Consider the following 21,284-nt stretch of genomic DNA (forward strand, 5'->3'; position numbering starts at 1 on the left):
CCTCCCGCCGTTTGTCGTCCCCCACCCCCGGGTAGTCGAGGAGGGTGACTTCTCCCGCCGTTCTGTTCGACATCGACGGCACGCTCGTCGATTCGAACTACGCCCATGTCCACGCCTGGGCTCGTGCCTTCTCCGACGCCGGTATCGCTGTGGACTCGTGGCGGATTCACCGCTCGATCGGCATGGACGGCGCGAAGCTTCTCTCGTCGTTGGCAGGTGACGCACCCGAGGACGCGGCGGAACGCGCGAAGGAACTACACACGCAGTACTACGAGGAGATGTCCTCCCTGCTGTCGCCGCTCCCGGGAGCGCTCGATCTGCTCGGCGCGGTAGCGGACCGCGGGCTGCAGGTCGTACTCGCCACCTCGGCACCGGAGAACGAACTCGCGATCCTTCGCGGACTTCTCGGGGTCGAGGAGATCGTCTCGGAGTTGACGTCGTCGGGGGACGTCGAGACGGCGAAGCCGGAGCCGCGCATCGTCGACGTCGCGCTGGACCGTGCCGGCGTCGGTGCCGAGCGCGCCGTCTTCGTCGGGGATTCCGTGTGGGACGTGAAGGCATCCGTCACAGCGGGCGTCCCGTGTATCGGAGTGCGCAGTGGCGGCGTCTCGAGTGCCGAGTTGACCGAGGCCGGCGCCACCGCGGTGTACGACGATCCTGCAGACCTGTTGGCGCACATCGACAGTTCGATGATCGCGCGCCTCGAATGAGAGAGAACGGCTACGCACCGATCGAGAACTACGCGGCGATCGGCGACGGCCGCACCGTCGCGCTCATCGCGGACGACGGGCGCATCGACTGGTTCCCCGTTCCGAATCTCGACACCGCGCCGGTGTTCGCGGCACTGCTCGACGCCGAGTCCGGCGGCTACATCTCGATGCGCCCGGCGGAGGAGTTCACGACCACGCGTCGGTACGCCGACGGCACCAATGTCCTGGTCACGACGTTCACCACCGAGTCGGGCGTCGTGAACGTCACGGACTCGCTGAACACCGGTGTGGCAGGACGCCTTCCGTGGACCGAGCTCGCACGGCGCGTCGAGGGCGTCGAGGGCAGTGTCGACATGGAGTGGTCCGTCGCTCCGGGGACGTGTCTGGGAACGGCATCGCCGTGGTCGTACGAGACGGTGCACGGGACGGTGCTGCGCGTCGACGGTGTCACCCTGGGCGTGCGTACTCTGAACGCCGACGACATCGAGCTCGGATCCCGTTCCATCAGTGGTCGATTCACCACCGAGGTCGGTTCGCGCTCCCTCGTGGCCGTGGTCGGTACCGAGGTGGAACCGCTGTATCTCCCGGTGCCGGAGGACGTCGACTCGGGCATCGATCGCACGATCGCCAACTGGCAGATGTGGTCCGAGGAGTTCCGGTACGAGGGCCCCTGGCACGACGAGGTCCATCGCAGCGCCCTCGCACTGAAGCTGTTGCTGTACAGCCCGTCCGGTGCCATCGCGGCAGCGGCGACGACCTCGCTGCCGGAGCGGTGGGCCGGCGCGAAGAACTGGGACTACCGCTACGCGTGGGTGCGTGACACCGCGTACACGATCAAGGCGCTGATCCGCTTCGGCCTGCGCGAGGAGGTCCACGCCGCGGTGGCGTGGCTGCTGCGCATCATCCGCAGCAACGAGCAGATCACGCAGGTGTTCTACACCCTGAACGGCGAGATCCCGGGCGGCTCGACATATCCCGACGTGCCGGGGTGGCGCGGCGTCGGTCCGGTGATCAACGGTAACGAGGCGGCAACTCAGTTGCAGCAGGGGATCTTCGGTGACCTGTTCGACATCGTGTCCCTCTACGTCGACGCGGGCAACGTACTCGACGCGCCCACGGGCCGACTCCTCGCGGAGATCGCCGACACGACGTGTGACATCTGGCGCCGCAAGGACGCCGGGATGTGGGAGCTGCCCACGATCCGGCACTACACGTCCTCCAAGATGGGCTGCTGGCACGCGCTCGACCGTGCGGTGCACCTCTCCGAGCAGGGCATGATTCCCGGCATCGCGGACAGGTGGGTGACCGAGCGCGACCACATCGCTCAGTGGATCGACGACAACTGCTGGTCCGAGTCGCGCGGCGCCTACGTCTGGTACCCGGGCACGGATGAGCTCGACGCCTCCGTGTTGCTGCACGCGGGCAGTCGGTGCGTCGACGACGAGCGGATGTCGAGGACCGTAGACGCTCTGCGCGACGAACTCGGTTCCGGCGACCACCTCTACCGCTACTCCGGCATGCAGATGGTCGAGGGTACGTTCGTCGCCTGCTCGTTCTGGGTCGTCGGCGCCCTCGCCAAGCTCGGCCGCGACGACGAGGCCACCGCACTCATGGATCGACTGGTCACCAGCGGCAACGACGTCGGCCTCTTCGCCGAGATGATCGACCCCGACCGGTCGGCCGAGGACGAACCGTCGACCTTCCTGGGCAATTTCCCGCAAGGGCTCTCCCATCTCGCTCTCATCAACGCTGCGCTCACGCTCGCCAGCGGCCACGACCACACGACCTCCGACACAGGAAAGTAGGACCACATGGACCTCGGAATCACGGGCAGAACTGCTGTCGTCACCGGCGCGGACTCGGGAATCGGGTGGTGCACGGCGCAGATGCTGCTCGACGAGGGTGTCCGGGTCTTCGTCACGGACAAAGACCAGGACAAGCTGGCCGCCGGCGCTGCCGAGCTCACCGGACCGGAGGGTGCCGTCACGGCGTTCGCCGCGGACGTGACGAAGCCCGCCGACGTCGAGGCGATGCACGCGAAGGCGGTCGAGGCGCTCGGCACCGTGGACATCCTGGTGCAGAGCGCCGGCATCACCGGCGCACAGGGCATGTTCCACGAAATCGACGACGACGGGTGGTCGACGACGATCGAGGTCGATCTTCTCGGGCCGGTGCGCGTCGTGCGCGCCTTCCTTCCCGAACTCCGCGCGGGCGGATGGGGGCGCATCGTGTTGCTCGCGTCCGAGGACGCGGAGCAGCCCTACATCGACGAGCTGCCCTATTGCGCGGCCAAGGCCGGCATCCTCTCGCTGGTCAAGGGACTGTCGAAGACGTATGCGTCCGAGGGTGTCCTGGTGAACGCGGTGTCTCCGGCCTTCATCCACACCCCGATGACGGACGCGATGATGGACAAGCGAGCCGACGAGCGTGGCACCGACCGCGACGAGGCCATCGAGAGCTTCCTGAAGGAGGACCGGCCGTTCATGGAACTCGGCCGACGGGGTACCCCGGAGGAAGTGGCGTCGGTGATCACGTTCCTGTGCTCGGAGCGCGCCAGCTTCGTCAACGGCTCGAACTACCGCGTCGACTCCGGTTCCGTCGCGACCATCTAGAGAGGACCCACGCCCATGACACGTTTCGGCTACACCCTCATGACCGAGCAGAGCGGACCGAAGCAGCTCGTCGACTACGCCGTGAAGGCGGAGGACGTCGGGTTCGACTTCGAGGTGTCCAGCGATCACTACTCACCCTGGTTGTCGTCGCAGGGACACGCGTCCTACGCCTGGACGATGCTCGGCGCGGTGGCGCAGGCGACGTCCCGAGTCGGCCTCTACACGTACGTGACCTGCCCCATCATCAGGTACCACCCGGCGATCGTCGCGCAGAAGGCGGCAACGCTGCAGATCCTCGCCGACGGCCGTTTCACGCTGGGCCTGGGAAGCGGCGAGAACCTGAACGAGCACGTCGTCGGCGAGGGTTGGCCCTCGGTGGACAAGCGTCAGGACATGTTCGAGGAAGCGGTCAAGATCATCCGGCAACTTCAGTCGGGTGAACTGATCACGTGGCAGGGCGAGCACTACCGCGTCGACTCGGCGCGCCTGTGGGACACCCCCGAACACCCGCTCGAGATCGGCATCGCGGTCTCGGGGTCGAAGTCGATCGAACGCTTCGCGCCGCTCGGCGACCACATGATCTCGACGGAGCCGAAGTCCGAGCTGGTCGAGGGCTGGGACAAGGCCAGGCACATCGGCACGGGCCTGAACCGGGAGTCGAAGAAGATCGGCCAGATCCCCATCTGCTGGGGTCCGGACGAGAAGGCGGCCACCGAGCTCGCGCACGACCAGTTCCGCTGGTTCGCGGGCGGGTGGGCCGTGAACGCTGACCTGCCGACGACGGCCGGTTTCGCGGGTGCGACACAGTTCGTCCGGCCGGAGGACGTGGCCGGAACCATCCCCTGCGGACCGGATCTCGATGCGATCGTCGAGAAGGTGGCGCCCTACTGGGAGGCCGGTTTCACCGACATCGCACTCGTGCAGGTCGGTGACGAGACCCAGGAGCGCTTCCTTGCCGAGGCCGCCGGGCCACTGCTCGAGAAGCTCCGCGCAGCGTCCTCCTGACCGACGGATCGATCAGAGCGCCGGTCCACGCACAGCGTCGTGGGCCGGCGGATCCGTGTCGGTGGACAGCTTGTCGCGCAACGACTCCGAATTCAGCAGCATGTTCAGGACCACCGCGCACAGCGCACCCGCGCTGATGCCGGAGTGGAAGATGGTCTGGAACCAGTCGGGGAACCGGTCGTAGAGGTCCGGCGACACCGTGGGCAACAGTCCGACGCCCACCGCGACGGCGACCACCAGGATGTTCGTGTTGTTGAACGACACCTGCGCGAGCGTGCGGACGCCACTCGCGGCCACCATGCCGAACAGTGCGATGCCCGCGCCACCGAGCACGGGAAGCGGCACACCCTCCACCACGGCACCGAGTTTCGGCAGCAACCCCAGCAGGATGAGGATGCCGCCGGCGAACGTGGCCACATGGCGGGTCTTGACGCCCGTGATCGCCACCAGCCCCACGTTCTGCGCGAACGCCGTGTACGGGAACGTGTTGAAGATGCCACCGAGCATCGTCGACAGGCCGTCGGCGCGCAGACCGTCGGCCAGACGGCGAGGCGGAACCTTCTTGTCGACGATCTCGCCGACAGCGATGATGTCGCCCGTGGTCTCGGTCATGATGACCAGCGCGACGATGCACATGGTGATGATCGCGCTGACCTCGAACGTCGGGAATCCGAAGTGGAACGGCGTGGTCACGCCGACCCAGTCCTGTTCCCGCACACCACTGAAGTCGGTCATGCCCAGCGGGATCGCGATGACGGTGCCGGCGACGAGTCCGAGCAGGATGCTCAGTCGCTTGGCGGCCGGGGGAGCAAACCGTTCGATCAGCAGGATGATCAGCAACGTGAGTGCGCCCATCCCGATGTACTTCGGATCACCGAAGTCCTCGGATCCCGTTCCGCCGCCGAACCATCCGGCCGCCACCGGCATCAGCGACAGGCCGATGATCAGGATGACCGTGCCCGTGACCAGAGGCGGGAACAGGTGGAGCAGCTTCGCGAACACCGGCGCCAGCGCCATCATGAACACGCCGGACGCGATCACGGAACCGTAGATGGCGGTGACGCCGTACTGCGAGCCGATGGCGATCATCGGTGTCACCGCGGCGAAGGTGCAGCCCTGCATCAGCGGTAGTCGTACCCCGAAGCGCCAGAACCCGACCGCCTGGATCAGTGTCGCGATCCCGGCGACGAACAGGTCGGCCGTGATGAGGTACGGCAGGTCGCTCGACTGCAGTTCCCCCGCAGCGACCAGGGCGCTGCCGACGATGAGAGGGACGGCGACCGCGCCCGCGTACATCGCGAGCACGTGCTGCAAGCCGAGTGGAGCCAGCACCGACAGCGGGGGAATGTGGTCGACCGGATGCGTGCCCGCCCGACCGCGAGTGAACCTCGACAACGACACCATGGGACACAGTGTCGGCCCTGCCCGTGTCGTTCGTCGGTCTTCTCGGTTTCCGCGCCGTTACGGCGGCACTCCGTCGGCTCAGAGGGTGGTGGCGGCGAAGGACACGAAGACGACGAACAGTGCGGCGCCGCCCAGCGCGGCTCCGATCATCGCCTCGCGGCCGTTGGTGGCCGTGCCGTCCTCGTCCCGGCCGATACCGACCCATCCGCACACCACCGCGAGGATGCCGGTGGGCACCGCGAGGATGTCACCCACGAAGGGCACGAACGCGCAGACCAGCGCGACGATGCCCGCGACCAGCGCGCTGCTGCCCGCGCCGTTGCGATACGCGGGACGTGATGACGGAGTGTCGGTCACACCCGGAATGGTCTCAGGTGCTCCCCGCAGCGCCGCCACCGCCACCCGCGCCGGCCCCGGACACCGTGCCGGCGCTGCTGTTGGTCGAGGTGAACACCGAGGAGAAGACGACCCAGTTCAGCAGTGCAGGGTCCGAGGCGTGCAGTGATCCGGACGGTGAGGCGAAGGCACGCAGCGTCGTTCCGCCGTCCGCGTCCGTGGCCGCCTCGAGGCGCTTCGTGAACGTGGAGCCGAGCCCCAGCGCGACGATGTCGGGCAGTGCGTCGTCCAGATCGAGCGAGGAGTCGTCGTCCTTTCCCGACTGCTTCAACCCGTCACGGTAGGCCTCCCAGGGACGAGCGGCGTCGAGACCGGCAGCCGAGAATCGCGAGTAGGCGACCGTCATGACGAGGCCGGCGATCAGCAGGATCCCGCCGGGAATCGCGGCGACCAGCATGATCGGGGCCCCGGAAGCAGCGACCACGCCTGCGCCCACCATGACTGCACCGCCGAGAAGTGCCAGTCCGACCAGACCCCAGCGTGGTCCGGCCGTGCCGTGGCGCACCCACCCGTTCGCCTCGAGGTGCGCGTCGACGACGCCCTTCGTCGCGCCGTGACCCTGCGCGAGCTTCGTGAGCGCGGCGCTGTCCACCACGTCGCCCTCGGCCTTCTCGGACAGCATGGTCCAGACGGCGTCCTGCACGTCGCCGCGTACCTTGCCGCGGTCGAGCAGTCGGACTCGGAGCGTGTCCTTGCCACGTTTCTTCGACCCGGAACCCGGCTCGGACTCGAGAGCCACTGCGTCGGCCGCCGCGAGTGCCAGCAGCGTGGCCGGCACCGCACTCGCCTGCGCGCTCCGATGGACCAGAGCCGTGACGATCGCGGGATCGGTGGTGTGATCGGGTCGGTAGGTCGTCGGAGGCTGCGCCGACACCGTGGGCCGCGAACGGCGACGGTAGATCTGCGCCGCGCCCGCGGAGCCGACCAGCACGACGGCGAGACCGGTCCACGGGAGCCACGTCGACCCCGGCCCGGCGGCGAACTCGTCGAGCGCCGTCACCGGTGGCCCGACCAGGATGGAGGACTCGAGCCGGTCGATGCCGTTCGTCAGACTGCCCGCGACGTCACCGTCGCGCAGCGGCGGCACCAGGGCGTCCTCGATGATCGCTTCCTGCTCGTCGCGGGGAACGTTGCCGTCGTCGAAGGTGGAACCGAGGAAGATCCCGGCCCGAGCCTCGTCGTCGGTACCGGGCTCGCGGTTGATCAGGATGGCACCGGCGACGTCCTGATCGACGTCCGCCGTCGACACCCACGCCTGCTGGAGTGCCTCCACCTGATCGAGGGTGTCGTCCGAGTCGGCGTCCAGCTCGCGGACGTACGCGACGACGTCGGCCCCGGTCTCGGCGCGGAGCGCGTCGAGTCGCTGCTCCAGCGCCTCGACGTCGGCCGGACCCAGCGAGTCCCCGGTGCGGTCGTACACGCGTTGACCGACCGTGAGCCCGTCGAACTGTGTGTCACCGGAGCTGTCGGAGCAACCGGCGAGACCGAGCACTGCTGTCACCGCGATGAACGCGACCGCGAACCGGAACCGTGTCATGCCGTCATGATAGGCAGACTCGACGGTCCGGTATCGCGTGTCGCGTGTGGGTCAGCGGTTGTCGACGGCCTCGGCCAGCTCGCGCAGGCGCGGCAGCGCGCGGTCCGTCAGCAGCTGCTCACGGGTGTCGGCCGAGACGGCCATGCTGTCCTTCCAGAGGGAGCGACCCGCCATCGCGCCGCTGGCGCCGTTCGCCACGGCGGTGCGCACCTGCTCGATGAACGTCTCGTGATCCACACCGGCGGACAGGACGGCCCACGGCACGCCGTTCGCGGCGGCGGTCACGGCGGCACAGGCTTCGGCCGATCCGGGGTACTGCAGCTTGAGCACCTTGGCACCGCACTCGACGGAGATGCGGGCGGACTCGGCCACGAGGGACGGGAAGCGCTCCGCGTAGTCGACGGCCGATTCGCCCTCGAGCCGGTACGTGAGGATCTCGACGATCAGCAGCAGACCCTCGGCCGAGCACGCCTTCACCAGTTCGGCGATCTCCTGGCCGACCCGCGAGTCCGCCGTCTGACGGTCGGGGCGCATGTACCACAACATCTTCGCGACATCGCCGCCCAGATCGCGCACCACGCGCGGGGTGACGCCGTCGACGAAGCGGGTGAACTTCAGGCCGTCCACGGTCTCGAATCCCGAGGCGTCCATCCCGACCACGAGCGCGGTGTCCCGCGACAACGTGCCCTCGTCGACGACGCGGGGGAGCGCCACCTCCGGGTCGAGCAGGATGGCGGGAGCGTGGTTGCCGAGGTACTTCACGAGATCGTTCTTGGCATCGGCGAGTTGACCCTTCGAGATGGAGTCCGGACCGTCCGGGGCGTCGTTCATGACGGCCTTCATGCCGTTGCGCTGGTCGCCGGCCACGATCAGCATGTTGCCGTTCGCAGTGGAGATGGCGGCCATGCCGCGTCGTTCCAGTGTGGTGAGGTCGTTCATGTCGGAGCTCCTGTCGGTGGTGCGAGGTGGGGTTCGGTCGCTCGAGTCGAGCAGTCTGGAGGCGAACAGGGCTGCGCCGTAGGCGGTGTCCTGTGTTCGGCCGGAGGTGGTGATGTCGGGCAGGACGGCGGCGCGGGCGTCGCGGACGCAGGCCATGCTCGCCCAGCCACCGGTGAGGATGCTGCGCCGTGCGGGCGGGACCTCACGGTCGAGCGCGGCGACCAGCAGGGCCACCTCGTCGTTCCCGTGGAGCAGCACGGCGCGGAAGAGTTCGGCGGCGTCCACCCCGTCGGTCCGGATGGTCAGTGCGAGCACACCGTCGTCGTTGCGTGCACCGGAGACGGTGACACCACCCTCGGCGACGGATCCCGCGGACGGCAGTGCCTGCACGCGCTGGTCCAGCCCGTCCCGCCCGGCGCGATCGGTGATGTCGCACAACTGCAGTGCGCGGCGCATGAGCAGTCCCGACTTCACACCGGCCACCAGCACGTACTTGCCGGGCACGACGTGGCGGACCGAGTTGATCAGGTGCTCGGCCAGTCGCGCGCGACTGGCCGCGGACGGTGGCGTGTCCAGGACGCGCAACAACACCTCCGCGGTACCCATCGAGACGAGGTAGGTGTCGTCGGCGATGTCGCCGCCGGACACCGCGGACACGAGGTGGTCGTGGCCCGCGACCGTGAGGGCGGCCCCGCGTACGAGCTCGGGAAGCCATGGCGCCGAGGCGAATCCGAGTGCGGTGCCGGCAGCGACGAGCGGCGGGAGGAAGGTGTCGTCGACACCGAGGTGCGCCAGCATGTCCCGCCAGGGGGCGCCGGTGTCCTGGTCGAGCAGCCCCGTTCGCGACGCCAGCGAGTACTCGCTGACAGCCCGTCCGCCGAGAGCGGCGACGACGAACGCGGGCAGATCCAGCCATCGGAGTCCGGTGAGGTCCAGTCCGCCGGACTGCAGATGCAGGATCTTCGCGACCGAGACCTGCACCCCGAGAGGGATTCCCGTGGTCGCTGCGAACGCGGCCCGCAGCGGCTCGGGTAGGGCGGCGACCTGCTCCCCGCCGCGCGGGTCGAACCACGCGAACGACGGCGCCACGACCTCCAGCCCTGCGTCGACGAGGAAGCCCGTCTCGCCCATGCCCGAGACGGCGACGGCATCGAGCCGGGCGTTCGGATCACCGGTGACGTCCGGCAGTCGGCGCGCGACGATCTCCACCAGGTGACGCACGGTGTCGAGGAGATCGTCCGCCGCCATGTCGGTGGTACCGCCGGCCCCGTGCGTCCAGGGAGTGGCGAGTTGCTCGATCAGGACCTCGGAACCCGAGGAGTCGCTGACGAGGATCTTGATTCCGGTGCTGCCGAGGTCGAGACCGGCGACGAGGGACATGCTCACGGGCGGTACCGCTTTCCAGCGCTGGGGGACTGTCGATTCGGGGGAGCGAGATGCGAGCTGCGCTCGACGAGAGTCGTGTCGGCGAGGCCGGCCACGGCGTCGAGGGTGGGATCGTCGAAGCGCAGCAGCAGACGGTCGAACGCCGCGGCTCCGATCTCGTACGGGTTCTGGTCGATGCAGGTGACGGGCGGATCGACGGCGTCGGCGAGAGCGAAGCTGCCGAACGACACCATGGCCACGTCCGTGCGGTGGATCTCGTGCAGGACCGACACGACGGCACTGGCGTGGCGGGCGTTGGAGACGAACAGCGCCGTGGGGGGTTCGGGAAGGGCGAGCAGGTCGAGCACCACCGGGCGCACCGCGTCCGGTGACGGCGCCACTTCGGGAATGCCGTCGCCCGGGGCGCTGAGACCGTGCTCGGTGAGGACGTCGACGTACGCGTCGCGTCGACGTTGCGCCGTCTGCAGTCGCGCATCGTGACCGACGAGGGCGATCCGCCGGTGCCCCGCGTCGACCAGCACCCGGACGGCGCGTCGAGCCGCCGAGTAGTCGTCGACGGTGACGGAGTCGAAACCCGGGATCGAGCGGTCGACGGTCACCACCGGCAGGGTGTGGCGGCGCGGGGTGAGGAACGACGAGTGATCGCCGACGGGGGCGAGCACGATGCCGCGCACGTGTTGACCGGCGAGGCGGGTGAGTTGCGACAGTTCGCGCTCGGGATCGAACCCGGTGCTGCCGACCATGACTCCCATGCCGCGATCGAGCGCACGCTCCTCGATCGCGCGTACCAGGGAGGCGAAGAAGATGTCGTCGATGGAGTCGACCACGATGCCGATGGTGGTGCCGGATCCGGACTTCAGTGATCGTGCGGCGGAGTTGGGAACGTAGTTCAGTTCCGCCACCGCCGCTTCGACGCGCTCGCGCAGCTCGGGGAGCACCGTGTCGACACCGTTGACCACGCGCGAGACAGTCTTGAAGCTGACGCCTGCCAGTGCGGCGACGTCCTTGATGCTGGCGCGGTGGGTCACGGAGAACTCTCGATAGAGGGTGGGTGACGGTCCGGCATTGCTGCGAGACAACGTTGTCTTCTATGATCGTCATCGTGCACACCTCCTGTCAAGAGATCGCGTGGAACAGCGGCCCGCACGTGGTGATCGCCGGGGTCGCCGGCAGTGGCAAGTCGACCCTCGGAGCAGCGGTCGCCCGTGATCTCGCAGCGCCGTTGCTCGACCTCGACACCCTGACGGCGCCGCTGCTCGACGTGCTGAGTCCGCTGCTGGGCAGTGGACACTGGAACGACTCCGGCGACGCGGCGCCCCTGATCCGTGCCGGTCGATATGCCGTGATGCGTTCCGTCGCAGAAGAACTGACGTCGGTGGGCGTGCGGTCCGTGATGGTCGCGCCGTTCACCCGCGAACTGCAGGGTGGTGACGAGTGGGCGGCTCTTCTCGAGTCCGTGGCCCCTGCGCCGGTGGTCGTCGTCCATGTCGACGGCAGCGAGGCGTTGCTCGCCCGGCGCCGCGCGGACCGCGGTCTGGACCGGGATCGCCACCGCGCCGACACGCCGCACTCGAGCCCCACGGTCCCGCATCTGCGCGTCGACGCGTCTCTGACCACCGCGCAGCAACTGTTCCGTGTCCGCCGGGCGCAGGGACTGGTGTCCCCGCCCGCGGACCGGGGTGGTGTCGTCGGGCGGATGTTCGACGCGATGCTGTTCGACCTCGACGGCACTCTCGTCGACTCCACGGCGGCCGTCGCGCGGTGCTGGGCCGAGGTAGGCGGCGAGTACGGATTCGCGGTCGCGGACATCGCGCACGGAATGACGGCGGCGGAGTCGATGGCGCTGCTTCTCGGCGACGTGGAGGGGCCGGCAGCGGCGCTGCGGCTCGGTGATCTGGAGACCCGCGACGTGGCCGACGTGGTCCCCACTCCCGGTGCGCTGGAGTTGTTCTCGGCACTGCCCGCCTCGCGGGTGGCGATCGTGACGTCGGGTGCCCCCCCCGTGGCGCACGCCCGTCTCGCAGCGGCGGGTCTGGCCGCACCCACCGCGATGGTGACCTCTGCGGACGTGGCACACGGCAAGCCGGACCCGGAGCCCTATCTCCTCGCGGCGCGCACGCTCGGGATCGATCCGAGCCGCTGCCTGGTCGTCGAGGACGCGCCCGCCGGAGTGCGATCGGCACGGGCCGCGGGCTGCACGGTGATCGGTGTGGGAGGCACGCACGACCGAGCCGACCTGGACGCGGACCTGCAGGTCGACACCCTGGATCAGCTGACGGTCACCCTCGCCGAGGGAGGCGTCACCGTGTCACTGCGGTGACGCGGCGCCGTCGGGGAGCGTGCACGATTCCCTCTCGATCAGCTCGACTCCGAGCACGTTGCGGCGGCGGTAACGCCGGCGCGGGTTCTCGATGCGTCCGAGAATGCGATCGATCGCTTGGAGCCCGAGTTCGGCTGGGTTCTGGTCGATCACGGTGACGGGCGGGCACAGAGCGTCGGCCAGCGGGAAGTCGCCGAAGCCGACGTACGCGGGGCGCGTCGCTCCGCGCTTCTGCAGTTCGGGCACGCACGCCATCGCGGTGCGGGCGTTGGACAGGAACAGCGCCGTGGGCGGCGCGGAGGAGTCGAGCAGTGTGCGCATCGCCTCCCGTGCCTGATCGCGGCCGAGGACTCCGGTGACGACCAACGTGTCGTCGTACTCGATCCCGTTGCTCTCCAGCGCATCTCGATACCCGGAGAGGCGGTTGAACGCGGTGCTGATGGAGATGTCGTCGCCGACCAGAGCGATGCGCCGGTGGCCCCGATCGAGAAGATGGGTGGTGGCCGTCCAGGCACCGCCGTGATCGTCGTCGACGAACGTGTCGGCGGTGAGCCCGGAGGGCGCGCGGTCCACGAACACGGTGGGGGTGCGCTCGGCCCACCGCTTGAGATAGGCGTGGTCGGTACCGATGGGCGCGATCACCAGGCCGCTGAGTTGTCTGCGCAAGAGCGATTCCACCAGTGAGCTCTCGAGGGACGCGTCGTGACCGAGGCTGGTCATGATGACGGCCATGTCGTGCAGCCGGGCTCGGTTCTCCACCGCACGCGCGATCGACGCGAAGAAGGGATCGTCGATGTCCGGAACGGCGACCCCGATGGCACCGGTGTGGCCGGCGCGGAACGACGTCGCGATGGTGTTGGGAACGTAGTTCAACGATTCGAGCGCCGCGTTGACCCGAGCGCGAGTCTCGGGATCGACGTGCGGATCGTCGTTGTAGACACGGGACACCGTCTTCGCGCTGACGTTGGCCAGTGTCGCGACATCCTGCATCGTGGTCATCGGGCCACCTTCTTCGTACGTGCCGGGACAGTATGACGGGTCAGCGGCTGGTGTACCCGCCGTCGACCGGAAGAGACACCCCGGTGATCATCGAGGCGTCGTCGCTGAGCAGGAACGCGATGGGGGCCGCGATCTCGGCCTCGGTGGCCCACCGACCGAGCGGCATCTGCGACAGGAACGGGCCCTCGATCTCCGGGCGCCCCCAGTAGAAGGCGGACATCTCCGTCATGACGACGGTGGGATTGACGCTGTTGACCCGGATGCCGTGCTTCCCGAGTTCCAGTGCCGCGACGCGAGTGATGTTGTCCAGGGCCGCTTTCGAGGATCCGTACGAGATGTGTCCGGGGAGCGCTGCGAGCGATGCCTGGCTCGAGACGTTGACGATGGCCCCGGCTCCGGCGGCGATCATCGCGGGAGCCGCGTACTTGATGACGAGGAGGCTGCCGCGCGCGTTGATGGAGATGACCTTGTCGAAGATGTCGATGTCGGTGTCCTGGGGGGTGGCGATCTCGCCGCCGAAGCCGCCGCAGTTGACCACGCCGTAGAGCTCGAGGCCCGACAGGGCCTCACGGATGCTGTCCTCCGACGTGAGGTCGAACGGCAGCGGACGTGCGCCGGTCTCCTCCTGCAGAGCAGCGAGCGCGGCCTCGTTCCGTCCGGACGCGATGACGTCGGCGCCGTCGGCGACGAGGCGCCGCACTGTGGCGGCGCCGATACCGCCGCTGGCCCCGGTGACGAGGATCGTGCGGCCGCTGAACTTCGACGGGGAACTCTGCGACATGTCGGTTCTGCCTTCTGGGGAGTCGTGGGTGTGGCGGTGATGCGATGTCATCGATGTCATGACCTCCGTTGCGGTGGTCCATGACATCGATGACACGGACCGTACGTCACCGTGTGCAATTCTGCGCCCGATTGCCGAGAAACATCGCTGAACTGCGCTGATCCTTCTCTCGGGAGTGTTCTCCACGAATCGGGGAGGCTCGACCGATCGGTGCCCATGTCACCGGTGACATGAATTTTCGCGAAAAGCGTGACACGGCGAGTTGCGTGGGTCACACTGATCCGCATCGCGATGCGGCTCGGGCCGCACGACGACCCGCCCCCACGATGGTCGGGTCGATCGAGTTCCGCGATTCGACGAGGGACGGACATGTACGCAGCTTCGAACGACGCCGGCACGCCGGACGGCCGCGAGGACCGTCGGCGCTACGCGCCGGCCGATCTCACCGAGATGGTGAGCCACCTGGCGTCCGTGCTGCGCGACGGATCCGGCGGTCGCCGGCTGCTGGGTGTCACCGGTGCACCGGGCGCGGGCAAGTCGACCTTCTGCGCACTGCTTCAGGCGGAACTCGGTACCGACTCCACGCTGGTGGGGATGGACGCGTTCCACCTCGCCGACGAGGAGCTGATCCGGCTCGGGCGCCGTGGACGCAAGGGTGCGCCCGACACCTTCGACGTCGACGGATACGTCGCGCTCCTGCGCCGCCTGCGGAACCAGACGGCGGAGACGATCTACGCACCGCGGTTCGAGCGGTCGATCGAGGCCGCGATCGCCGGCGCCGTCCCCGTGCAGCGCGACACCGCGATGGTGATCACCGAGGGCAATTACCTCCTGCTCGACGACGGCGGGTGGGACGCGGTGCGCTCGGAGCTCGACGAGGTCTGGTACCTCGACGTTCCGACGACGGTGCGCGCGGAACGACTCGTGGCCCGACACCGACACCACGGCAAGTCGCGTGCGGACGCCGAGCAGTGGACCCGCGACGTCGACCTCCGCAACGCGGAGATCGTGGCCGCGGCGGCCCGCCGCGCCGACCTGATCATCGAGGTGCCGAACGACCCGCTTCTCGCACCCGCTCACGACACCGACTCATCACGCGACACCGACTCATCCGAGGAGCTCTCATGAGCAACCACCCCGACGGCGCCACGCCCGTCCTCGAGGCACGCGGGCTCTCCCGCAGCTTCGGGAACGTGCGCGCGCTCGACGACGCCGATTTCGACATCTACGCGGGCGAGGTGGTCGCACTCATCGGCGACAACGGCGCCGGCAAGTCGACGATGGTCAAGGCGCTGTCCGGCAGCCTGGCGCTGGACTCCGGCGAGATCCTCTACGACGGCGTGACCGTCGACCTGGACAACCCCACCGCAGCAGCAGATCTGGGCATCGAGACGGTGTTCCAGGACCTAGCGCTCGCTCCGCACCTCAACGCGGCCCAGAACATGTTCCTGGGGCGCGAGATTCCCGCGGCGGGCCTGCTGGGCAAGCTCGGCTTCCTGAACACGGCCGAGATGCGCACGCAGTCGCGTGCGGCGCTCGACGAACTGGGGGCCACCGTCCGCAGCCTCACCGATCCGGTCGGAGCCATGTCCGGTGGCCAGCAGCAGGCCATCGCCATCGCCCGCGCCGTGGCCTGGGCCAAGGGTGTGGTGTTCCTCGACGAACCCACCGCCGCACTCGGCGTGGTCCAGACCCGCAACGTGCTCGACACCATTCGTCGAGTGGCCGACAAGGGCGTCGCCGTGGTGTTCATCAGCCACTCGATGCCGCACGTCATGGAGGTCGCCGACCGCGTCCAGGTGCTGCGCCTGGGCAAGCGCGTCGCGACGCTCGATGCCAAGAACACGACCATGGAAGCACTCGTCGGCGCGATGACCGGCGCGACGGTGGGAGCCGCGAGATGAGCAATCAGACCTTGCCGAGATCAGCGGGATCCTCGGCCCCCGAACCGTCGTCGAACGGCAGCTCGTTCGATCTACGGAGCAGCCTCGCCGGCCTCGCCCGTGTCCAGGTGTTCCAGATCGTCATCGTGCTGCTGGCGATCAGCATCCTGTTCTCGATTCTCGCGCCGAACAGTTTCCCCGAGTGGGGCAACATCCGGCAGATCATCCAGAACGTCTCGATCCTCGCCGTCCTCGGCATCGGGATGACGTTCGTCATCGTCACCAGCGGTATCGATCTCTCCATCGGCTCTGTCCTCGTCTTCTCCGGCGTCGTCGCCGCGAAGGTGATGCGGGCCGTCGGCGGCGAGGGCTGGAGTGTGGCCGTCATCGGTATCCTCGTGGCCGTCGCCTGCGGGCTGGCGTGGGGGCTGCTCAACGGGTTCCTCATCGGTATCGCGAAGGTGCCTCCGTTGATCGCGACGCTGGGTACGCTCGGCGGCGCACTGGGTCTCGCCCAGGTCATCACCGGTGGTGTCGACATCCGCGACGTGCCGCCGGTGCTGGTCGACACGATCGGCTACGGCAACGTGCCCGCGACCACCATCCCGCTCATCTCCTTCATCGCCCTGGTGTTCGTCATCGTGTTCGGTATCGTGCTGCATCGCACAAGGTTCGGCCTGCACACCTTCGCTGTCGGGTCCAAGGAGCAGTCCGCCCGGCGCGTCGGCATCAAGGTCGACCTGCACCTGATCAAGGTGTACGCGCTGTCCGGCACGCTCGCCGGTCTCGCGGGCATCCTGTCGCTCTCGCAGTACGGCACCACGGCCATCGCCGGCCAGTCGCAGACCAACCTCAACGTCATCGCCGCGGTCGTCATCGGCGGCACCAGCCTCTTCGGCGGTGTGGGCACCATGTTCGGCACCGTCATCGGACTCTTCATTCCCGCTGTGCTCCAGAACGGCTTCGTCATCGTCGGTGTGCAGCCCTTCTGGCAGCAGGTCGCCGTCGGTGCCGTGCTCATCGCCGCCGTGTACTTCGATCAACGCCGCCGAGCCGCCGCCACCCGCGGGGCGTCGACGTCCTCACTGAAACGACTGTGGGCTCGAAACCCCTGACGTACCACCGTCGCTCGGCCTCATCGCACACTCCACTCACCACGCTCGGCCTACCGGAAAGATCACTCACCCATGCGTACATCCCGGACCGTCGCCGCCGCTGCGCTGGCAGCCGCGTCACTCTCCACCTTCGTGCTCGCCGGCTGTTCGTCCGACTCGGGCGGCGGTGAGAAGAAGCTCGCGTTCATCCAGGGCGTCAGCGGCGACGAGTTCTACATCAGCATGCAGTGCGGCATCCAGGACGCCGCTCAGGCCGCCGGTTACACGGTCGACGTCCAGGGTCCCGCCAAGTTCGACCCGACCCTGCAGAAGCCGATCGTCGATTCGGTCGTCGCCTCTCGTCCCGCCGCGATTCTCATCGCCCCCACCGACGTGTCCGCGATGCAGGCACCGCTCGACGCCGCCGCGCAGGCCGGAATCAAGGTCGTCCTCGTCGACACGACGCTCGAGGATCCGTCGAAGGCCGTGTCGGCCATCTCGTCGGACAACGAGGGCGGCGGCGCCGAGGCGTTCAACGCGATCGAGGGGTTGAACCCGAACGGCGGCAAGGTCATCGTCATCTCCACCGACCCCGGCGTCTCCACCACCGACGCCCGCGTCAAGGGATTCGAGGATGCGGCCGCGGGCAACTCGGCCTTCCAGTACCTCGGAGTGCAGTACAGCCACAACGATCCGGCCGAGGCCGCTCGTCTGATCTCCGCCGCCATCGCCAAGGACCCCGACATCGTCGGTGTCTTCGCCACCAACACCTTCGCCGCGGAGGGCACCGCGACCGGCGTCCGCCAGACCGGGAAGCAGGAGCAGGTCAAGATCGTCGGCTTCGACGCCGGCCCCGCCCAGGTGAAGCAGCTCCGCGAGGGAACGGTCCAGGCGCTCATCGCCCAGCAGCCGGCCACCATCGGCACCGACGGCGTCGAGCAGGCCGTCGCCTCGCTCGAGGACGAGCCCACCGAGAAGGACATCTCCACCGGATTCCACGTCATCACCGCGGACACGATCGACGGCGACGGCGCGCAGTACGTGTACAAGTCGGCCTGCTGACCGGCCGTCCCCAACTGCGGTGGCGCTCTTCTGTCTCACCGGCTCGATCCCGGTGAACGGGAGCGCCACCGCGTTCCACGTCGTACCACTCGAAAGGCACCGCTGCCGTGACCATCTCGATCCAGGACGCCCTCACCGCACCGCCTGCGGGTGTGACGGTTCCGCGTCATCGAGTGGACGGCTCGACCCTGGTGTGCGGCATCGTCCACATCGGTGTCGGCGCCTTCCATCGAGCGCACGAGGCGATGTACGTCGACCGGTTGCTCGCCGCGGGGCACCTCGGCTGGGCGATCTGCGGTGTCGGTGTCATGCCCGCCGACGCGGCGGCGCGTGACACCGCCGCTGCCCAGGACCAGCTCTTCACCCTCAGCACGGTGCATCCGGACGGCGCGGAGGACACCCGCATCGTGGGGTCCATCGCCCGCTACCTCTACGCGCCGGACGACCCGGATCTCGTCGTCGCGACGCTCGCGGCACCCACCACGCACATCGTCTCGCTCACCATCACCGAGTCGGGCTACGGCATCGACGACGCGACCGGTGCCTTCGATCCCCGGGACGACGCCACGCGCCACGACCTGATGTCTCTCGACGCGCCGGTCAGCGTCCTCGGGTTCCTCACGGTGGCACTCCGCCGTCGCCGCGACGAGGGCACCGCGCCGTTCACCGTCATGTCGTGCGACAACATCGTCGGAAACGGTGCCGTGGCCCGTGCCGCGCTGGTGTCGTTCGCCCGTCACCACGACGGCGCGCTCGCCGACTGGATCGACGACTCCGTCGCGTTCCCGAACTCCATGGTGGACCGGATCACCCCTGCGACGTCGCCGGCCGTGATCGACTCGGTGCGCCGCCGGACGGGCATCGACGACGCCTGGCCGGTGCGGTCCGAATCGTTCGCGCAGTGGGCTCTCGAGGACGACTTCTCCGACGGGCGGCCACCGTTCGAGGACGTGGGCGTCCAGGTGGTCACGGACGTCGTGCCGTTCGAGCGGATGAAGCTCCGACTCCTCAACGCCTCCCATCAGATGCTCGGGTACCTCGGTGTGCTGGCCGGGAAGACGTTCGTGCACGAGGTGATGGCCGACCCCGACCTCGGGGCCTTCGTGGCCTCGTACATGCGCCACGAGGCGGCGCCCACCGTGGGACTCGTTCCCGGCGTGGACCTCGACACGTACATCGACGATCTGCTCGCACGCTTCGGCAGCCCGGCCGTGCAGGACACGGTGGCGCGTCAGGTGGTCGACGCGACGTCGCGCATCCCGAAGTTCGTCCTGCCCGTCGTGCGGGACAGACTGCGCGACGACCGGTCGATCGATCACGCGGCACTGATGCTCGCGGCGTGGTGCGCATGCATCGAAGGGGGAGTGGCGTTGCCCGACCGGGCGGCGGATCAGCTCTGCGCACTGGCGCGGGCCGACCACGACAGCCCCGGTGCGTTCCTGGCCCAACTCGACGTCTTCGGGGACCTGACGACGAGCGTGCGACTGCGCGTGGCGTACCAGCGCGCGAAGCGTCGGCTGCAGGACGACGGCCCGATCGGGACGGTCCGGCTGCTCGTGGCATCACCGGTCTGACGCCGGGATTCGGCTGTTCCGACGGCGAGTGTCTCTCATACTGGAGACATGGCCATCGATCCTCGTGGAAGAGACCTGAAGCGTTTCCTGGAAGACGATCCCGGGGGACCGGTGGTGATGCTCGACCTCCTCCGCTTCGCGGAGGGTGGTCGGGACTCGTACGCGGACTACGCGCGTGAGCTCGACGAGACCTTCCTCCCCCGCCACGGGGGCGAGGTCCTGTTCGCGGGCGACGGCTCGACAACGCTCGTCGCGGAGACCGGACAGAGCTGGGACGCGGTGCTTCTCGTCCGCTATCCCTCGCGAACGGCATTCAGCGAGATGGTGGCCGATCCGGAGTATCAGAAGGTGACGGAGCTCCGCACGACTGCGCTGCAGGAAGCGGTTCTGCAGGCCACGGTCCCCTGGCCCTGACCCCGACATGACGGAAGGCCCTGTACCGGCATCCCGGTGCAGGGCCTTCCTTCGTGTCTCAACCACGAGTCGGGGTGGCGGGATTCGAACCCACGACCTCTTCGTCCCGAACGAAGCGCGCTACCAAGCTGCGCCACACCCCGTGGCCGTTCACTCCCCGTCAGGGCAGCTCTGCAACTCTATCGCACCATGGCTTCGGAACGCGAAACGCCCTGTTCGGGTGAGGTCCTGGGCGGACGCTTCGCCGGAACGAGGGTGATCAGGGTTGCCTCGGGACGGCAGCAGAAGCGGTACGGCGCATACGGCGACGTCCCGAGTCCGGCCGAGACGTGCAGTCGGGTGTGGGCACCCCAGCGCGAGGGTCCCTTGACGCGAGAGCGGTCGAGCTCGCAGTTGGTCACCAGTGCGCCGTAGAACGGGAGGCACAGTTGGCCGCCGTGGGTGTGTCCCGCGAGCACCAGGTCGTATCCGTCCGCCGCGAAGCGATCGAGCACGCGCGGTTCGGGAGAGTGGGTGATGCCGATGCTCACGTCGGCGATGGGGTTCGGCGCGCCGGCGATGGTGTCGTAGCGATCACGCTTCAGGTGCGGATCGTCCACCCCGGCCGTCGCGATCCGGACGCCGGACACCTCGAGCTCGCGGCGGACGTGGGTGACGTCCATCCACCCCCGCTCGGTGAAGGCCGCCCGCAGGTCCTGCCACGGCAGCGGGTTCCCGAACACCTTCTTGTGATTCTTCGAGAAGTACTTCAGGGGGTTCTTGGGCACGGGCGCGAAGTAGTCGTTCGAGCCGAACACGAACAGCCCTGGCCGACCGAGGAGCGACCCGAGCGACTGCACCACGGCCGGCACCGACCGCTGGTGGGACAGGTTGTCGCCGGTGTTCACGACGAGATCGGGTTCGAGCCGATCGAGCTCACGCACCCAGTTCTGCTTGAGTTTCTGGTCCGGCATCATGTGCAGGTCGCTGATGTGCAGGACACGCAGCGTCGACGACCCCGGGGCGAGCACCGGCATGGTGGTCTCCCGCAGCGCGAAGGCGTTCCGCTCGATGGCCGTGGCGTAGGTCAACCCCACCGCCGCCGATCCCGCGGCGAGAGCCGCGATCCCTCCGGGAGTGGCGAGAGAACGCGCGGCCGACTGCAGACTCGGGAACGAGTGCGCCGAGC

General features: G+C 68.5%; 19 protein-coding genes and 1 tRNA gene. 11 read left to right on the forward strand and 9 right to left on the reverse strand.

Going from position 1 to position 21,284, the window contains the following annotated elements; translation table 11 throughout:
* Positions 1-44: 44 nt before the first annotated feature.
* From HQ306_RS20630 to HQ306_RS20645, 4 genes are read left to right on the forward strand one after another with little or no spacing between them, the layout of a single operon-like run.
* Entirely contained in the window at positions 45-710 is a 666-nt protein-coding gene (locus tag HQ306_RS20630; protein WP_222633316.1) for an HAD family hydrolase, read from the forward strand.
* Positions 707-2,515 carry a glycoside hydrolase family 15 protein gene (locus HQ306_RS20635; RefSeq protein WP_222633317.1) on the forward strand — a complete coding sequence of 603 codons (1,809 nt, stop codon included), beginning with the start codon at positions 707-709 and terminating at the stop codon, positions 2,513-2,515. Before HQ306_RS20630 ends, HQ306_RS20635 begins: the two co-directional genes overlap by 4 nt.
* A 6-nt stretch (positions 2,516-2,521) precedes the next feature.
* Entirely contained in the window at positions 2,522-3,322 is an 801-nt protein-coding gene (locus HQ306_RS20640; protein WP_027506665.1) for an SDR family NAD(P)-dependent oxidoreductase, read from the forward strand.
* Between the two features lie 15 nt (positions 3,323-3,337).
* A complete protein-coding gene (locus HQ306_RS20645) occupies positions 3,338-4,327 on the forward strand; it encodes an LLM class F420-dependent oxidoreductase (protein ID WP_027506666.1) in 990 nt (329 codons plus the stop codon).
* Between the two features lie 12 nt (positions 4,328-4,339).
* On the opposite strand, the gene HQ306_RS20650 is transcribed toward HQ306_RS20645, so the two are convergent.
* From HQ306_RS20650 to HQ306_RS20670, 5 genes are all read right to left on the reverse strand, one after another.
* On the reverse strand, positions 4,340-5,731 hold the full coding sequence (locus tag HQ306_RS20650) for a nucleobase:cation symporter-2 family protein (RefSeq protein ID WP_082544397.1): 1,392 nt from the start codon (positions 5,729-5,731) through the stop codon (positions 4,340-4,342).
* Between the two features lie 78 nt (positions 5,732-5,809).
* Complete coding sequence (locus HQ306_RS20655; RefSeq protein ID WP_222633318.1) at positions 5,810-6,088, reverse strand: hypothetical protein; 279 nt, start codon at positions 6,086-6,088, stop codon at positions 5,810-5,812.
* A gap of 13 nt (positions 6,089-6,101) precedes the next feature.
* The gene (locus HQ306_RS20660) at positions 6,102-7,664 is read right to left on the reverse strand and encodes a TPM domain-containing protein (protein WP_222633319.1); all 1,563 of its coding nucleotides are present in this window, start codon (positions 7,662-7,664) and stop codon (positions 6,102-6,104) included.
* A 51-nt stretch (positions 7,665-7,715) separates the two neighbouring features.
* On the reverse strand, positions 7,716-9,983 hold the full coding sequence (locus tag HQ306_RS20665) for an FGGY family carbohydrate kinase (protein WP_261770368.1): 2,268 nt from the start codon (positions 9,981-9,983) through the stop codon (positions 7,716-7,718).
* 2 nt (positions 9,984-9,985) lie between these two features.
* Positions 9,986-11,068, reverse strand: coding sequence for a LacI family DNA-binding transcriptional regulator (locus HQ306_RS20670; RefSeq protein WP_222633321.1), 1,083 nt, complete (start codon positions 11,066-11,068; stop codon positions 9,986-9,988).
* Between the two features lie 23 nt (positions 11,069-11,091).
* On the opposite strand from HQ306_RS20670, the gene HQ306_RS20675 reads away from it, so the two are divergent.
* Positions 11,092-12,309, forward strand: a complete 1,218-nt coding sequence (locus tag HQ306_RS20675; protein WP_222633322.1) for an HAD-IA family hydrolase — start codon at positions 11,092-11,094, stop codon at positions 12,307-12,309.
* On the opposite strand, the gene HQ306_RS20680 is transcribed toward HQ306_RS20675, so the two are convergent.
* Both HQ306_RS20680 and HQ306_RS20685 read right to left on the reverse strand, forming a co-directional pair.
* Entirely contained in the window at positions 12,298-13,308 is a 1,011-nt protein-coding gene (locus HQ306_RS20680; protein WP_027506670.1) for a LacI family DNA-binding transcriptional regulator, read from the reverse strand. The two genes, HQ306_RS20675 and HQ306_RS20680, sit on opposite strands and share 12 nt — an antisense overlap.
* 40 nt (positions 13,309-13,348) lie before the next feature.
* Positions 13,349-14,089 (reverse strand): SDR family oxidoreductase, encoded by a 741-nt coding sequence (locus HQ306_RS20685; RefSeq protein ID WP_027506671.1) that lies wholly within the window; start codon positions 14,087-14,089, stop codon positions 13,349-13,351.
* A 369-nt stretch (positions 14,090-14,458) separates the two neighbouring features.
* On the opposite strand from HQ306_RS20685, the gene HQ306_RS20690 reads away from it, so the two are divergent.
* The 6 genes from HQ306_RS20690 to HQ306_RS20715 all read left to right on the forward strand — a co-directional run bounded on the left by HQ306_RS20690 (position 14,459) and on the right by HQ306_RS20715 (position 20,116).
* Positions 14,459-15,217: a nucleoside/nucleotide kinase family protein gene (locus HQ306_RS20690; protein ID WP_222633323.1), complete on the forward strand. Its 759-nt coding sequence runs from the start codon at positions 14,459-14,461 to the stop codon at positions 15,215-15,217.
* On the forward strand, positions 15,214-15,993 hold the full coding sequence (locus HQ306_RS20695) for an ATP-binding cassette domain-containing protein (protein ID WP_027506672.1): 780 nt from the start codon (positions 15,214-15,216) through the stop codon (positions 15,991-15,993). Before HQ306_RS20690 ends, HQ306_RS20695 begins: the two co-directional genes overlap by 4 nt.
* Positions 15,990-17,087 carry an ABC transporter permease gene (locus tag HQ306_RS20700; RefSeq protein WP_222633324.1) on the forward strand — a complete coding sequence of 366 codons (1,098 nt, stop codon included), beginning with the start codon at positions 15,990-15,992 and terminating at the stop codon, positions 17,085-17,087. Before HQ306_RS20695 ends, HQ306_RS20700 begins: the two co-directional genes overlap by 4 nt.
* A 72-nt stretch (positions 17,088-17,159) precedes the next feature.
* Entirely contained in the window at positions 17,160-18,128 is a 969-nt protein-coding gene (locus tag HQ306_RS20705; protein WP_027506674.1) for an ABC transporter substrate-binding protein, read from the forward strand.
* Between the two features lie 107 nt (positions 18,129-18,235).
* The gene (locus HQ306_RS20710; protein ID WP_222633325.1) at positions 18,236-19,702 is read left to right on the forward strand and encodes a mannitol dehydrogenase family protein; all 1,467 of its coding nucleotides are present in this window, start codon (positions 18,236-18,238) and stop codon (positions 19,700-19,702) included.
* A gap of 48 nt (positions 19,703-19,750) precedes the next feature.
* Positions 19,751-20,116 (forward strand): DUF1330 domain-containing protein, encoded by a 366-nt coding sequence (locus HQ306_RS20715; protein ID WP_222633326.1) that lies wholly within the window; start codon positions 19,751-19,753, stop codon positions 20,114-20,116.
* A 69-nt stretch (positions 20,117-20,185) separates the two neighbouring features.
* Here HQ306_RS20715 and HQ306_RS20720 read toward each other — a convergent pair.
* Together HQ306_RS20720 and HQ306_RS20725 are read right to left on the reverse strand one after the other, a co-directional pair.
* Positions 20,186-20,259: transfer RNA gene (locus HQ306_RS20720), tRNA-Pro, on the reverse strand.
* A 36-nt stretch (positions 20,260-20,295) separates the two neighbouring features.
* A complete protein-coding gene (locus HQ306_RS20725) occupies positions 20,296-21,261 on the reverse strand; it encodes a metallophosphoesterase (protein WP_051613580.1) in 966 nt (321 codons plus the stop codon).
* Between the last annotated feature and the right edge of the window lie 23 nt (positions 21,262-21,284).

This window comes from Rhodococcus sp. BP-160, assembly GCF_019836205.1.
Taxonomy (GTDB): Bacteria; Actinomycetota; Actinomycetes; order Mycobacteriales; family Mycobacteriaceae; genus Rhodococcoides.